Raw genomic sequence first — 13,585 nt, 5'->3', positions numbered from 1 at the left:
GGTTAAACTTGGTTTTACGCTGTTAATTTATATACCATATTGGGTGTTTTGAAGTTTAAAGATAAGTGTAATCTTACTTCATTGTATAGATTAATTGCATTTTTTGTTGCTCTTTTAGCGTGAGCTGCACTATCAAAGGTTTGGTCGAGATAGAATTCGTCCTTTAAGATGCCGTTAACACGCTCGGCCATTGCATTTTCGTAGCAATGGTTTTCCTCGGTCATACTGATTCCAATTTTGTTTCTTTTGAGTATTTGTGTATACACATTGCTGCAATATTGTATTCCTCTGTCTGAATGGTGTATAAGCCCTTTAATGCCCTTGGCGTGGTATAAAGCCTTTTTCAAGGTCCTGACACATCCGGCTAACTCTAAACTGTTGCTTAAGTCGTAGCCAATGATCTTACGGGAGTGCATGTCTGTAATGAGGGCTAGATAACAAAACCCTTTTACGGTTCTGATATAGGTTATGTCTGACGCCCAAACTTGGTTAGGCCTGGTCACTTCCAAATCTTTTATAATATTGTTGTACTTATAAAAGCGGTGGTAAGAGTTAGTTGTTCTGCTACTGTATTTTTCTAAGTGTAAGCATATTGTGTTTTCTAAGGATGTTGAACAGGGTATCCCTACCGGCTTTAAGGTTTGCTTTAGTGAATTCCTCATCTAAAGCTTTAGCAAGTTTACGAACGCCTTCTCTGGGAAGGGATTTACGTCTTTTCTGTACTATTTCAATGACCTGTTGTTCGATTTTGATACGTTTATCAGCTCTGTCTTTGAACTTGTAATAAGCATCTCGTTTAAGCCCGAAACAGCGTGTTATAGTAGTTAAAGAAGCAAATCCCTTAGATTTTTCTTTGGCCTTAATTAGAGCTAGATATTTAGCTTTTTTTTTAGTTCAGTAACTGATTTATAACCTAGTTGTTCAGCCGCTACTTCCAGGTAGGAGTCTAATACCAAGGCATCCAGATCCTTTTTGAGCAAGAGTTGTTTTAGCTGTTTGATTTCCTTTTGCAGTTCTTTGATACGTGTTATTTCGTCTTTGGTTTCCACTTTAATTCTAGTGTTCATTAGGTCTTTACGATTGTACTTCCTGATCCATTCATTGATGGTCGTAGGATTGATTCCGTAGAGTTTACCTAATTGGTTTTTGTTTAATTTTCCGGTTGTAAGTTCGTCTAAAATTTTCAGTTTGAAAGGTTCTGAATACCGTCTGATGACTTTGTCGTTTTTATACATAATTGTGTTAAATTATGTAGCCTTTATTCAGGACGGGTCACTATTGCATACAACGGTCTCGTATAACCGTCAGTTACGGGTTAATATGCGTTAATTTTCAGTTTAGCACTGACTTTAGCAATTCCGAGTGGATTCGGACGTAGTCGAATCCGCCGTAATTGCGGTTATACATTGTTGCCAACCGTTTTTATTTTTTCATTCCAAAACTTTCTCCAAAAACCAATTCACTCTTTTCATTCCAAGAATAGGTAAAGTAGTATTTCGGTATTTCATTTGAATTCCGATGATAAATATCAATCAGAATCGCATCTGTTTTGTCCTTTGAACTATTTGTTTGAACTCTCACATCATAGGTCAGTCCGTATGCTCTTATTCGTCCGTCATTTAGTTCTTGCTCAAATTCCGCTGTCAGTTCGTCAATCACTTTTTGGCTTTCAGGAAAATCCGTTTCGTTGTCTTTGTATCCAACTGCAATTAATTCTCCGTTATTGTCAATTTTTGCACCGAAAGGATAATATTCTTTTCCATTATTCAGCATCGTTTCCGCAAAGTTGTGTGAATAATCGATAATATTTTGAATGTCTTTTTGTATTTCCATTTTTAATTCAGAGCGTTTTTCTCAAATGGTTGGCAACGGTTCGGCTATGAGTAGTTGCGTGGTTTAGCACAAAACTTAGCAAGTACACACCAAACTGAAAATCCGCAAGGATTTTCAGAAGTAGGCGAGGACAAGCAATTACTTATAGCCATTGTTGTAGGTAGTTTTTTTACAGTTATTTTTTAATAATTCTATTCCTCTTTTCTGTCCGAGTTCAGATAGTTCATTCCAATCTTTACAAGCTAATTCCAATTGCCCAGTTTCATAATAAATAGCAGCTCTATTGTATAGCGCATCTATATTTTTTGGGTCAAGCTCATAGCTCTTTGTAAAATTTTTTATTGAACTCTCATAATTTTTATTTTGATAATCATTTATTGCTTTATTGAAATATTCTCCGGCTTCTTGAATTATTCTCGTATCTCCTCCATAAAAATGGTCTAATTGATAAAAAGAATCAGTGAAAAATTTCATTGAAATTCCGCGAAAAGTCTTGGTTTTTTCATCTTTTAAAACAAAAGGCATTTCTAATATTTCAAGGTGTTTAAATCTTTCTATATTCCAAAGTTTATAAGATTTGTCAATTACTTTTTTTACTCGTTCAATTTTGGTTGAATCAGAAGTATCAGAGTAATTTATTAAAGTAATAACCTTTTTATTTTTTAAATCAATTGTTATAACTCCTTTGGCTTTAAAGTTACTGTGTTTATTCTTAAAAGCGTTGTTTAACTCTAACATTAAACTTGACTTTAAAGTTGGTGTGTAAAATTCATTTGCAATCTGATTTTTACTTTCGCCTTTTGCTTCTTTAATTTCATTAAACAGCTTTTGTTCTCTGACGAAAAAAAATCTTTTCAGCTTGTCATTGTCCATTCCGTCAATCGATTCACAAAGTATGAGAGTGTCATTTTTTATTTTTTCAATTTCATAGCCAGAAGTTGAAGATGTTTTGATGAAATTTTGATTTATTGAGTATGGAAAACAAACCTCGTTTACTCGATGAGTTGGATTGCCATTTGTGCACATTTCCAGTTTTTTAAAACTGTAATTTACATATGAAGAATCAGTCAAAAATCGGTCAATTAAATTGCTGCTATCTTTCATCTCAATCTTATACTTAATCCAATCGCCATACAATTCCGAAGTGTTGATTGTTTGACAATATGATGTGATTGAGATAAGTAGAAGTATTAAAAGTATGTTTTTTGTCATTTTCAAAATTACCTACAACGGTTTGGCTATGATTTCGGCGTGGAATCGTCCGCAGGACTATTCCGCAGAGAAATCAAGCTAATTTAATGTTTTTACTTTTGGTTTTTGTACTGTCGCCACGCTGAATTATAGCCGTTGTTGTGGGCAGTTTTTTTATTCCGCCATTAAGCAACTAATAGTTTTCATTAGTCGTTTACTTTGTTCGGATGTGAAATCTTTTTCTACATAACTTTTTGATGTCCACACTCGCATAGTTTCAATTTCTTTTGTGGCCAACTCATTTAACTGTTTTTTCTTGCCAAATATTCCACCAAAATATAACGTCATTTTAGCATCGCAATTGAATTTTCCATCATTATAGAGTTCAAGTCGAGAACCATCTCGAAATAGAATATTTATTTTATTATCATCGTCTATACAACTTCCGGCACCGACTGCTTGAATGGACAAAATTAAAGCATTGGAATTCGAACTATTTAACGCGAAAATTCCAAAACCAGTTTTTCCACCGTCTTGCGATATTATTAAAGTTTCTTTCGCTCCAGTTGAAGATTTTCCAGTCATTTTATCAGTTTCTGTTAAAATGTAGTTTGAACAATCTGAACTTAATTCGGTTGTTTCAGTAGTTTCATTAATTTTCTCTTGAACATATTCCCAAGTTCCGTTTTCTTTTAACAAAACTTTTTTTCCATCGTCCGTTGTAGCATTTATTTGAGCTAATAAAATTTGACCAAAGAAAAATGATAAGGTAGTGGTTAGTAGTATTTTTTTCATTATTAAATTTTGTTTATATTTTACTTACTTCTGAATTTAGTTGGCTTTTCGATTTATTTCCAATGGATAAATTAAAACTTTTGATTATAAAAATCTTTGAGGTTTTCCGTAATTGTCATTTTTTTTCAAATTGCCCACAACGGTTTGGCTATGATTCCGTTGCGATGAAAATCTGCGAGGATTTTCGGAGTAGGAATCGAGTCAAGTTAAATATACTGATTTTTGGTTTTGGTTGGTTGTTAGCAATGGATTATAGCCGGTGTTGGCAAACGTTATTTTTAAAGGTCTAATATTTCAGATATCAGGGTTTTGTATTTTTCAGTATCCTTTTTAAATTTTCTGTTAGCTGCAATCCAAAGAACTATGCCTAAAGCGATTATTAGTCCGCCGAAAATATAATTTTTCGTTGTTAGGAATAATCCAAAAACAAGTCCTAATCCAAAAATGATATGAATATATATTATTAATCGAATTAAAAAATGCTGATTAAATGAGATTTCGACATTTGTGTCATTATCTACATTATCATTCAATAGTTTTCCGTTGATAATAGTCCAATTTTGAAAAACCATATAGAAGGGGTAAAGAATTCGTTTTCTAAAACTAAAAGTTGTCGGTTTTTTTTCGTCAAATACGAAGCCTCCGATAGAATTAAGTTCAGATTTTAATTTCTCAATAATTTCTTTTGGTCTCTTTTTTATTTTAAAATTCCAATTTTCCATTTTTCTTGGTTTTAATGTTTGCCAACGGTTACGTATAAGAATAGTGCGTAGTTTGAGTGCGAGGATTTTCCGAAGGAAAATCAGATGCAAGCAAACAAGCACTAACTCATGATTCAGGAATAAACTTACGCATTATTTTTATACAATGTTAGCTGTAGTACTCTATTCCTTTATTTTTATTTCAGCTTTTGCAGGAACGTTTATTAAAGTATTATTTAGTTCAAACACCATAGATAAGTTTATTTTGTTAGACTCCATTTTACTAAGGTCGAATGAATATTCAAATTTTGAGTCTTTTAAATTTTCCAACAAAACTCTTCCGTTTTCACCATTACTTAATACTTCATGTACGCTGTAATTAGAATCAAAATAGCCATATTTATAAGCCTTAAAGGTAATTTTTCCTTTTTCATCAGGGTTATATTCATCTTTGTCAAATGACGGAACCATAACAGTTCCGATAATATGAGTCTCAGTCAGTTGTTTAATCCTTTCCACTAATTTCTTGTTCTCCGATTCAAGTAGATTTATATGGTCAGTCAATTCTTTTTGCTTATTATTATCACATGATACAGCTAGAAGAACTAAAAATATTATCGATATTATTCTCATTTCATTTGTATTACAGCTAACGGTTTGTATAAGATGTCGTAGCCATCCCGAAGGGTGGCTATGCATTTTATGCCTTGTTGTATGCCGTTTTTATTTTATTCATTTCGTTTTTAGCGTTGGCGAGAAAGCTCTTTGCAACCGCAGGAACGAGGATTGCAATGTGCTTGAACTTGCGTTGGCTTTATTTTCTCATTCTCTTCTTTGTTAGTTTATTTCTAATCTTAGTCAGCTTTTCAAGTTGTTCAGTATTAATCCCTAATGTAGGATTAAGTATTGCTAAATCATTTTGAGAGAAGATTTCTTCAATATTTTTCTTGTTTTCAAATCTCTTTGTGAAATTTTCAAATTGAGTATTATTTATTTCAACGTAAGGTATTGGCAGTTTCTTAAATTCACTTGGGACTAATTCCAAAACACCGCCACCATAGTATCTTCCTTCTATTTCTGACAATAAAAGAGTTAAAGTATTATAGAACGAGAATATAAAACTGTTTAAATCAAATTGATCCCTCATTTTAATTTTATACGCTGAATCAGTCACAAAAGCATTTGAATTATTCTTCAACAGCTTAGGGTATAAATGACTTCTTTTAAAGAAAAATGCATCTGGCACATCTGATATATTTGGGATAACATACCAATTATTCCTAAGCTTACATTTATATCTATTAGGGATTTCTTCTTTCTCACCGAGGGATAAGTATTCCCTAAGTTTCTTAGAGATTCTATCTTCATCAGTAAGTTGTAATAATTTAGTTGGATAATCATTAGCCTCTAGTTCTTCGAGATCTGAACTATTGAAAATAACACTACCATTAACAAAAAGTCCTTTTTGAATGATTGGCTTGGTAAATCTTGATAGATTATATTGCTTTTCAGTTTCTTTATTAATAATGAAGAACTTATTTGCAGCTGTTACAATTCCTGGTTTGGAATCCGTATAATGATTAACTGTTTGAAGTTCTTTTTTGAGGTTTTCTATAAATATCAATTCATCATCTGTTAAAAAATGATGTGTCCATTTTACATTGGAAGTAACAAGTAAGTTGTTATTTTTCAAAGTAAAGTTTCCAGATTCAAGTGTCTCTTTTGAATCTATGTTAGCAAAATACTCACCTTTATTATTTGATTTTTTAAACGCAAAAAGTACAATCGTATCTTGACCCTTACATTCAAACATTAAATCATTGAACGTAAAGATTTCAATTCTTTGAAATTCTTTTTTCAAATATTCTCGAACCTCTTCTGCAAATTTTACTTGCAATAATTCGGAGGGTAAAACAAATGCAAGGACGCCATTATTATTCAGCAGTTTATTGGATTTAATTAAGAATGTTGTCCAAATATTTTTCACGGAAGCTTCAGAGAGCCCCTCTTGAAAGTGAATCTCTTTACTTAAATCAATCTGTTTCTTGGTAAGCCGATTTTTTTTGACATAGGGAGGATTTCCAACAATTGCAGAATACTTTTTTGTGTCGGAAAAATCAAGAAAATCAGTTTTTACAAATGATGCATTTTTCTTATGCCACTTTTCAGAAGCTTTATCTAGTTCTTCTTGATTAATATCTAGAGCAGAAAGTTTGATTTTAATAGAACTTGTCTTGGCTAATTCAGAAACAAAAGCACCATCACCAACACTTGGTTCTAAAATAGACATACGTGTTTTATCCTCAAAATGAGAAAGAACTCTTTTTGAGATAAAGCTTGCCAAATATGAAGGCGTATAATATGAACCAGTATTTTTTTTATTCATTATAATAGTCCATCAATTCTTGATGGTAGATAAAATATTTTAAAGAATAATCACCTAACTTCTCTTTAATCATTTGATATGATTCGTCACCAGCTTGGTAATTTTCTTGTTCAATAATCAATGCATTGATAATCTTTCTTAATTCATTTAAATTCCAAAGCACGATTATCGAACGTTCCCTCTCATCAAACCTAAATGCTTTGGTTGCCATCCATTTGCCTAGAGGAGTTTTCCACATAATACTTCCTGATGACGTTCTATATAAATGATCCTCGTACTCAGTTGAACAAGCATCAACAAATCCTTCTTCATTTATATTTGGAATAGTTTCATCTTTTGAAGGCCATAAACTTCCCTTTTTGTTATTACAAAACTTACAGGAATAGGTAAGGTTATCATACTGACAATATTCAATATTTCCATTCTTCTCAAAGAGACTTTTGGGAATGAAATGGTCTACTTCAAAATATGTATGCCTAAAACCGTCATACGAATCACAATATCCACAAGAACAATTAAAGTCTTCCCTTAAATCTGGTTTGTGTTCGCTCCAATTTTTCCCTGTTGGTTGTTTTGTCGTAACCGTTCTTCTAATTGGCAATATTTCTCTTACAGTCATAAACCAATTATTTTTTTCTTTTATCAATTAATGATTGCAAGAATTCTTCTGCTTCTTTTTTTGTTTTTGATAAATCCTCTAATTTATTCTCGGTTATCAAATGCTTTGGTATTTCACTTCTTTCTGTTTTGTCAAGATTTGCTAATTCATTTTGATTCGATATTAACAAATCCTTTTCACTAGCAGATAAGCCTTCCTGTTCTCCCTTTTCTAATAAATCCGCAACGACTTTTTTCTTTTTCTCTACATGATTTCTGTATTGCTCAATACTCTTAATAAGTGTTGTAATGAAATGTTGTACTTTCTTTTCGTCTTCTTCACCTTCACTAAAAATATCGTCTTTATCGAAAATGATTTTCCAATCTTCAACAAATGGTTCTGCTTGGTCAACCTTATTAGTGAAAATAATATGAGGAAACAAAGGTTTCTTATCATAAAATTCACTTTCTACAGCTTCTCCATTAAATGTTACTTGATTTGTCTCATTTAGCTTATAATCAATCATTAGTAAATCAATATCAGATTCATATACCTGACTCATTAATTCTTCCAAGGTCATTCCTTGATGAAATTCATACCCGATTATTTCAATGTCAAAATCTCGAAATCTTCTTCGGTACTTTTTAACTTGTTTAATGTCTTCGTCAATGTATCCGATTTTATATTTTGCAGCCATAGTTTATTTTTTTCTTATTGGAAACGATATTAAAACTGAAAACCCCTTTTCAGGATCAAGAATATCAATTGTTCCGTTATTATCATCAACTACTGATTTGACAAGATACATACCTAAACCAGTACCAATTTCTTTTCCTTTACGATCTCTTTTTGAAGTTTTGAATGGTAAGAAGATTTCATCTTTGTCGTCTTCAAAAACCTTATCTAATCCTATTCCATTATCAGAATATAGAATTTCAATGAAATCACCATTGAGATTAATTTCAATTTCAATGTTTCGTTTTTGAATTTCTGTTAAGTTATTAAACGAGTCAATTGAATTATTAATTAGGTTCGTGAAAATAGTTGATATATCCATTTCAAAAGCTCTGAAATTATAGGGCATCTGTTCAATATTGTCAACTATGTTCAATTGAATATCCTTTTTCTTAAATATTCTAGCCCAAGACTTCTTTAATGATTTAAAGAATGGAGAGAATTCAAATTTACCTCTTGTCCTTTTGTCTTTTTTTATCGCTGTTAACGCATAGTCTACCCAATGAATTATTTTGTTAGAGTTTTCATCTAATAACTCGATAATATCAATCCCGTCATTATATTCTTCTGATGTTTTTTTCTCTTTTGAAACTACTGATTTGAATATCTTCTCTAAGTTTTTAGCCTCTATTGCATCATCTTTTATTTCTTTAAGTTCGTGAGCAAATGAAGATACAACCAAGCCTAAACTTGCTAGGGATCTAACCTGAACAATTTCCTCATTTTCTCGTTGTTCTTTTTCCTCATCTATAGCTTTAAAAGTGTCTTTGAATGCTTCTTCATAAGTTTTTCGCTCTTCCTCTTCTTTCTTTTCTTGGAATAAATCGTTAGATACTTTTTTCCCATAAATAGATTCTTCTACTTTCTTCCTTTGTTCTACTATCTTATCTGCAAGTGCTTCAGCTCTCTTTTGTATTTCCTTTTCTTTCTTAGCTTCCTTATCTTTTTTATTCTTGAGAAAGAGAGGGTTTAAAATTTTTGTTCTATCAAATTCAAATTCATGAATTACCGCAACAATGATTTTTTTAAATGTGTCGAAAGCATCATTTTCTTGCAATGCTCCCCTGTCGGATTTATCTATTAATAATGGGTTGCTTTTTCTTGAAATAGTAATAATCCCTGCTGTTTGTTCAGGCCTGACTCTCCAATCTCCAATTCTTTGTCCAGCACCTGCAGGACTTTGAGCAACTCTTGCCCCTAGTTTCAACCAGTCATTTGTAGGGTCTCCATAAGGTCTTACCCTAAAAGAATCTCTATAAATTTTAACTCCTCCAAATCTATCTAATGTTGATTTTCTCTCACTAGCAACAACCGTTTTGAAAGGATATCCTTCTTTTATAGAATTTGAAAACTTTAAATAATAGAACGTCAAGTCAAAACTCCCTACATTTTCTAATAATTTCTTGTTTGAATCATTCAGTTTCCATTTTAGGACTTTGTCTATTGACTTAGAATACTTAAAAGTTTTAGCTTCCAATGTTTTCAAATCATATGGCTTACTTTTTCCTTTATAAACATTTGGGTAATTCTTTTTTAGAAGCTTGATGTCAATTTCGTTTCTTGTTATTTCAAAATCAACATTTAGCTTTTTAGAATCATAAGAAGCTTTTAATTTATAGTCGAAATCATTAAAAAACGCTGTTTCGACTTTTCCAAACTCTTTAGGTATTTGAATATGTTTAAAGTGAACTTCAAAAGGAATATTCAATTCCTTCGGAGGAATTAATGCTTCTAAGCTTTTAAAAACAGAAGAAGTTTCTTCATCAAACCAGTCATCTTTTAAATTAGATATTTTGATGATAGTACCTTTATCAAAATTTACATCTTTGGTGATCTTTGCTATAGATGCATTATTGTTTGTGAGTTCTTTAATTTTATCCTTAAGGTCAATTTTTATAGGCTCTAGTTCTGCTTCAATTTGAGATATTGATTTGTCCGAGTGGTCAAATTGATTCCAATCCATTTTCCAAAATGAGCCAGTTTGGTCATTAGATTTTTTTGATACCGTCCACATTTCTGTTTCATATCCAAGTCTATCTAAAGCAAATCTTCCAATTCCCTTTGCACCAGTTTTCGTTCGTTTGTCGTCAGAGATATAATCTTTTTCCTTATTCCCAGTTCCTATCTGCATCCAATGATCTTTAATGACTTTTTCAGTCATTCCTTCACCATTGTCTATCACATACAACACGCTTTTTTCTTTTATAGGAACTTCAAATTCTTCACCCTTACTGTCCTTTATTTTTTTGGTTGGAATATCGAAAAACACAAAGCAATTATTTGCATCAGCATCATAAGAGTTTTTTACTAGTTCAATAATAGCACCTTCAGGGTTAGAGAAATTTTCTCTACCTAATAATTTACCTGCCCTTGCAGAAACTTTGAAAGGTACTTTTGCCATTATTCGTTTGGTAATTTTAATTCATTAAAAATGTCTTTGAACATTTCTCCAGGATCTACATCTAATGCTAAAGCAATGAGGTATAATTCCCACGCTCGAAGTTGAGTAGATGGGTTAAGGGTAAGTTCACTAATTCTGGATTTACTAATTCCAGTCTTTTTGGAAATACCTGCTTTACTTGCTGATTTCTTTGATAAATATTGCCCGAGTTCAGTCATTCTTTTTTTCGATTTTCGATATTCAAATTTAGCTGTTTAGAATTTTAGTTTAGAATTTCTGGACTATAATTTTGGTTTAATCCAGAAAATAGTTACTTTAGTCCAGAATTAAGAACTATAGTTTATGAAAACTAAACAATTGATATGAGCAAAAGATATACCAAAGCCGATTTAGAAGAGATTATCTACAAACAATTAGATAATCTAAACGCAATGCATGATTTATTAAGAATTATGAAAGTCCAAAATGACCTAATCCAAAATATCAATCAGACGCTCAGAGAAGAAATCGGTCAATTCAAAGAGTAACAAGTCATGTATCCGACCAGAAGAAAGTCAAACTCGTAACTATTGGGAACGGTGGGAAGGTTAAGCTCTTTTGGTTTTTTAGGGTTGGATTGTGTGTCGGCAAAAACCAAATGTGCTTAATGTGCGGTTGGCTTTTCCGCAATGGCATACAACGGTTTTGTGTAAGCGTCAGTAACGGGAAAATGCGCGAGTATTTTCCGCTGACGCACCTAATTTAGCAAAACGAGTTGAATTTCCGATTAGGAAATTCAGCCGTTATTGCGCTTACACGTTGTTGGCGTGTCGTTTTTTATTTCAAATCCATTCATTTTATTCCGTTTCAGCAATTTTTGTAATTCCTGATAGGTGTCAAATTCAGATAGTTTTTCGGTTAAGAAATCAGGCATTGTTAAAGAGCCTCCAAATCCGTCATTTCTCAAATGGTAATCGTCAATTAAGTAATAAATAAAATCCTCTACACGCTCATTTGAATCTTCATATTCAATGTAATTATAGAAATCTATTAGTTCTTTTTGGATTTTTTTCCAATTTGAGTTGTCAGATTTCAGATACTCATTGTAATATCCAAGAATTAATTCTCGGATTTCTGACGATTTAAAATTCCATTCAATGTCTTTGGTCAGAAATTCAATTACTTCGTTGGTCGATTTTGCAAAAGATAAATCAAAATACAGGTTGTCATTTTTTCCATTTTCAATTTGGTAATCAGCCCATTTGCTAATTTCCGTCAATGGAATTTTTTTCAGAGCGAGTCCGAATCTAACTAAATGTCCTATTTTCTCTTTTTCTGTCAATGCGTTCTGCTTAAATGCACGCCAACGGTTGGGCTATGATTTCGGCGTGGAATCGTCCGTAGGACATTCCGCGTAAGAAATCAGCTTGGTTAAATTTACATATTTTCCAGAATAGGGCATAAGCCACGCTGAATTATAGCCGATGTTAGCACCAGTTTTTATTTTTCAGTTTTATAACAACTAATTCCCCAAATATTTAATTTGTCCAAAGAATAGTCTATCTCAACAGTATTTTGGTCAATAACCTTAAATTCATTTCCTTCCTTATAGTTTGAGTCAAAAAGGTCATTTAAATTCAGTGTGTCTTTTTTTCGTTCCGCAAAGTTTAGCGATACAGTTTTTCCATTTCCGCTCCAAGTTCCGTTCGAGTTTATTATGTCAGATTCTGGTTCAGCGTCTTGCATTGGTTCAGGATAAATGCTCATATAAAAATCAAAAGTTCCATTTGGAATTAAAGTCAGCTTTATAAGAGCCAAGTCATTATCTCCGCTTAAATAAACAACTGTATCGTTAAGCACTAATTTTTCAGGTTTGATAATTTCCGTTTCAGTATTCAATTCCGCATTTTGAGGTTTTTCAGATTTCTTACTTTGGCAAGAAAGAATGGCTAAAATTAAAACTAAAAATATTGGTTTTCTCATTGTCGTTCTCAAATTGGTGCTAACGGTTTGTGTAAGGATAGTTGCGTGTGCGAGCAACTAACTTAGTAAAAATGGAACGAACCAGAGGAAAATCCGTAGGATTTTCCGAGTAGGCAGGAACCAAGCAATTATTTTTACACTTTGTTAGCAAACGTATTTTTTTATAATCTATGTACAATTTCAGTTATAATAAGGCGCTTTATGAAATAATTGTCAAAATCCAAATCCGAAATTAACATCTCATAGGCGATTCCTCTTTGGTCTATTATTCCAGCCGCTTGGGTCATTTCAAGATATTTTTCGACAAATTTTTCTTTTTTGGAAACTTGTTTTAACGCTTCCCTATATTTGCCAAAATAGTTTATGTCGTAATGATTTTTAAGCGTTTCAATTAAAGAATCCTCATCATGAACTTTAGGTATGGAAACTTCTGAAGTTCCAGTATCATACTTTCCTTTTAAATTCAAATATTTCCTTCTAATTCTATATTCAGTTCTGTAATTGCTCGGTATTGGCACAACCCATATGGAATCAGGTATTCCATAAACGAGTTCTTTTAATTTGCTATCATTAAATTTTTTTACACTCTCAATAGATGGTCTTTCCCAATTTCCGAATGAATCCGATTCAATTTCGGTCAAATATTTTATATAAGCTTTTTCAAGAGTCGAGTTCGAATATTTTTTTTGTAGATAGTTTGTTTCAAAATCAGTTACCAGCCAATCAAGTGTATCACTATTCTCCTTACCTAGAATGTTTTCAAATTCTGTAATTCTTGACTTGTTAGAACAACTAAAAATAAGAAGAGTAAATATGATGGTTTTCAATATTTTCATTTGTCGGTCATATGTTTGCTAACGGTCTTGTGTATGATTAGTTGCGGGAAAGGACGCAGTCATTTTCCGCCGTAACCGAAAGATAATTAATAAGATTGAATTTCCGAGAGGAAATTCAGCCGCAATTAATTATACACGGTGTTGGCA

The 13,585-nt window shown here is 32.2% G+C and carries 16 protein-coding genes; 1 reads left to right on the top strand and 15 read right to left on the bottom strand.

What is annotated here, in order from left to right; all coding sequences use genetic code 11:
* Positions 1 to 14: 14 nt before the first annotated feature.
* From MR053_RS11690 to MR053_RS11635, 12 genes are all read right to left on the bottom strand, one after another.
* Positions 15 to 662: an IS3 family transposase gene (locus MR053_RS11690; protein WP_242132617.1), complete on the bottom strand. Its 648-nt coding sequence runs from the start codon at positions 660 to 662 to the stop codon at positions 15 to 17.
* A gap of 207 nt (positions 663 to 869) precedes the next feature.
* Positions 870 to 1,235 carry a transposase gene (locus MR053_RS11685; RefSeq protein WP_242132616.1) on the bottom strand — a complete coding sequence of 122 codons (366 nt, stop codon included), beginning with the start codon at positions 1,233 to 1,235 and terminating at the stop codon, positions 870 to 872.
* 187 nt (positions 1,236 to 1,422) lie between these two features.
* Positions 1,423 to 1,833, bottom strand: a complete 411-nt coding sequence (locus MR053_RS11680) for a hypothetical protein (RefSeq protein WP_242132615.1) — start codon at positions 1,831 to 1,833, stop codon at positions 1,423 to 1,425.
* 138 nt (positions 1,834 to 1,971) lie between these two features.
* Entirely contained in the window at positions 1,972 to 2,937 is a 966-nt protein-coding gene (locus tag MR053_RS11675; protein ID WP_242132614.1) for a tetratricopeptide repeat protein, read from the bottom strand.
* A 261-nt stretch (positions 2,938 to 3,198) separates the two neighbouring features.
* Positions 3,199 to 3,819, bottom strand: a complete 621-nt coding sequence (locus MR053_RS11670) for a hypothetical protein (RefSeq protein ID WP_242132613.1) — start codon at positions 3,817 to 3,819, stop codon at positions 3,199 to 3,201.
* Between the two features lie 278 nt (positions 3,820 to 4,097).
* Positions 4,098 to 4,541, bottom strand: a complete 444-nt coding sequence (locus MR053_RS11665; protein WP_242132612.1) for a DUF423 domain-containing protein — start codon at positions 4,539 to 4,541, stop codon at positions 4,098 to 4,100.
* A 162-nt stretch (positions 4,542 to 4,703) separates the two neighbouring features.
* Positions 4,704 to 5,039, bottom strand: a complete 336-nt coding sequence (locus MR053_RS11660; RefSeq protein ID WP_242132611.1) for a hypothetical protein — start codon at positions 5,037 to 5,039, stop codon at positions 4,704 to 4,706.
* Between the two features lie 295 nt (positions 5,040 to 5,334).
* The gene (locus tag MR053_RS11655) at positions 5,335 to 6,906 is read right to left on the bottom strand and encodes an Eco57I restriction-modification methylase domain-containing protein (RefSeq protein ID WP_242132610.1); all 1,572 of its coding nucleotides are present in this window, start codon (positions 6,904 to 6,906) and stop codon (positions 5,335 to 5,337) included.
* Positions 6,899 to 7,525: an HNH endonuclease gene (locus tag MR053_RS11650; protein WP_242132609.1), complete on the bottom strand. Its 627-nt coding sequence runs from the start codon at positions 7,523 to 7,525 to the stop codon at positions 6,899 to 6,901. The genes MR053_RS11655 and MR053_RS11650 overlap by 8 nt, the downstream gene beginning before the upstream one ends.
* 7 nt (positions 7,526 to 7,532) lie before the next feature.
* On the bottom strand, positions 7,533 to 8,201 hold the full coding sequence (locus MR053_RS11645) for a hypothetical protein (RefSeq protein WP_242132608.1): 669 nt from the start codon (positions 8,199 to 8,201) through the stop codon (positions 7,533 to 7,535).
* 3 nt (positions 8,202 to 8,204) lie between these two features.
* Positions 8,205 to 10,640: a sensor histidine kinase gene (locus tag MR053_RS11640; RefSeq protein WP_242132607.1), complete on the bottom strand. Its 2,436-nt coding sequence runs from the start codon at positions 10,638 to 10,640 to the stop codon at positions 8,205 to 8,207.
* Positions 10,640 to 10,858: a helix-turn-helix domain-containing protein gene (locus MR053_RS11635; RefSeq protein ID WP_242132606.1), complete on the bottom strand. Its 219-nt coding sequence runs from the start codon at positions 10,856 to 10,858 to the stop codon at positions 10,640 to 10,642. The genes MR053_RS11640 and MR053_RS11635 overlap by 1 nt, the downstream gene beginning before the upstream one ends.
* A gap of 144 nt (positions 10,859 to 11,002) precedes the next feature.
* Here MR053_RS11635 and MR053_RS11630 point away from each other — a divergent pair, with 144 nt between their 5' ends.
* Complete coding sequence (locus MR053_RS11630; RefSeq protein ID WP_242132605.1) at positions 11,003 to 11,167, top strand: hypothetical protein; 165 nt, start codon at positions 11,003 to 11,005, stop codon at positions 11,165 to 11,167.
* A 248-nt stretch (positions 11,168 to 11,415) separates the two neighbouring features.
* On the opposite strand, the gene MR053_RS11625 is transcribed toward MR053_RS11630, so the two are convergent.
* The 3 genes from MR053_RS11625 to MR053_RS11615 form a co-directional block, all read right to left on the bottom strand.
* Entirely contained in the window at positions 11,416 to 11,961 is a 546-nt protein-coding gene (locus MR053_RS11625) for a hypothetical protein (RefSeq protein WP_242132604.1), read from the bottom strand.
* A gap of 158 nt (positions 11,962 to 12,119) precedes the next feature.
* Positions 12,120 to 12,602, bottom strand: a complete 483-nt coding sequence (locus tag MR053_RS11620; RefSeq protein ID WP_242132603.1) for a hypothetical protein — start codon at positions 12,600 to 12,602, stop codon at positions 12,120 to 12,122.
* Between the two features lie 161 nt (positions 12,603 to 12,763).
* On the bottom strand, positions 12,764 to 13,429 hold the full coding sequence (locus MR053_RS11615) for a hypothetical protein (RefSeq protein WP_242132602.1): 666 nt from the start codon (positions 13,427 to 13,429) through the stop codon (positions 12,764 to 12,766).
* Positions 13,430 to 13,585 lie beyond the last annotated feature (156 nt).

The sequence above is a fragment of the Aestuariivivens marinum genome (genome assembly GCF_022662175.1).
Taxonomy (GTDB): Bacteria; Bacteroidota; Bacteroidia; order Flavobacteriales; family Flavobacteriaceae; genus Aestuariivivens; species Aestuariivivens marinum.
Note: the sequence above shows the minus strand (reverse complement) of the source record. Positions and strands in the feature narration are given on the sequence as shown.

Coding starts and splice junctions, on each gene's coding strand:
- MR053_RS11665 (WP_242132612.1), bottom strand. CDS start 4,541: ATGGAAAATTGGAATTTTAAAATAAAAAAGAGACCAAAAGAAATTATT.
- MR053_RS11680 (WP_242132615.1), bottom strand. CDS start 1,833: ATGGAAATACAAAAAGACATTCAAAATATTATCGATTATTCACACAAC.
- MR053_RS11620 (WP_242132603.1), bottom strand. CDS start 12,602: ATGAGAAAACCAATATTTTTAGTTTTAATTTTAGCCATTCTTTCTTGC.
- MR053_RS11685 (WP_242132616.1), bottom strand. CDS start 1,235: ATGTATAAAAACGACAAAGTCATCAGACGGTATTCAGAACCTTTCAAA.
- MR053_RS11690 (WP_242132617.1), bottom strand. CDS start 662: ATGAGGAATTCACTAAAGCAAACCTTAAAGCCGGTAGGGATACCCTGT.
- MR053_RS11645 (WP_242132608.1), bottom strand. CDS start 8,201: ATGGCTGCAAAATATAAAATCGGATACATTGACGAAGACATTAAACAA.
- MR053_RS11630 (WP_242132605.1), top strand. CDS start 11,003: ATGAGCAAAAGATATACCAAAGCCGATTTAGAAGAGATTATCTACAAA.
- MR053_RS11655 (WP_242132610.1), bottom strand. CDS start 6,906: ATGAATAAAAAAAATACTGGTTCATATTATACGCCTTCATATTTGGCA.
- MR053_RS11675 (WP_242132614.1), bottom strand. CDS start 2,937: ATGAAAGATAGCAGCAATTTAATTGACCGATTTTTGACTGATTCTTCA.
- MR053_RS11640 (WP_242132607.1), bottom strand. CDS start 10,640: ATGGCAAAAGTACCTTTCAAAGTTTCTGCAAGGGCAGGTAAATTATTA.
- MR053_RS11635 (WP_242132606.1), bottom strand. CDS start 10,858: ATGACTGAACTCGGGCAATATTTATCAAAGAAATCAGCAAGTAAAGCA.
- MR053_RS11650 (WP_242132609.1), bottom strand. CDS start 7,525: ATGACTGTAAGAGAAATATTGCCAATTAGAAGAACGGTTACGACAAAA.
- MR053_RS11670 (WP_242132613.1), bottom strand. CDS start 3,819: ATGAAAAAAATACTACTAACCACTACCTTATCATTTTTCTTTGGTCAA.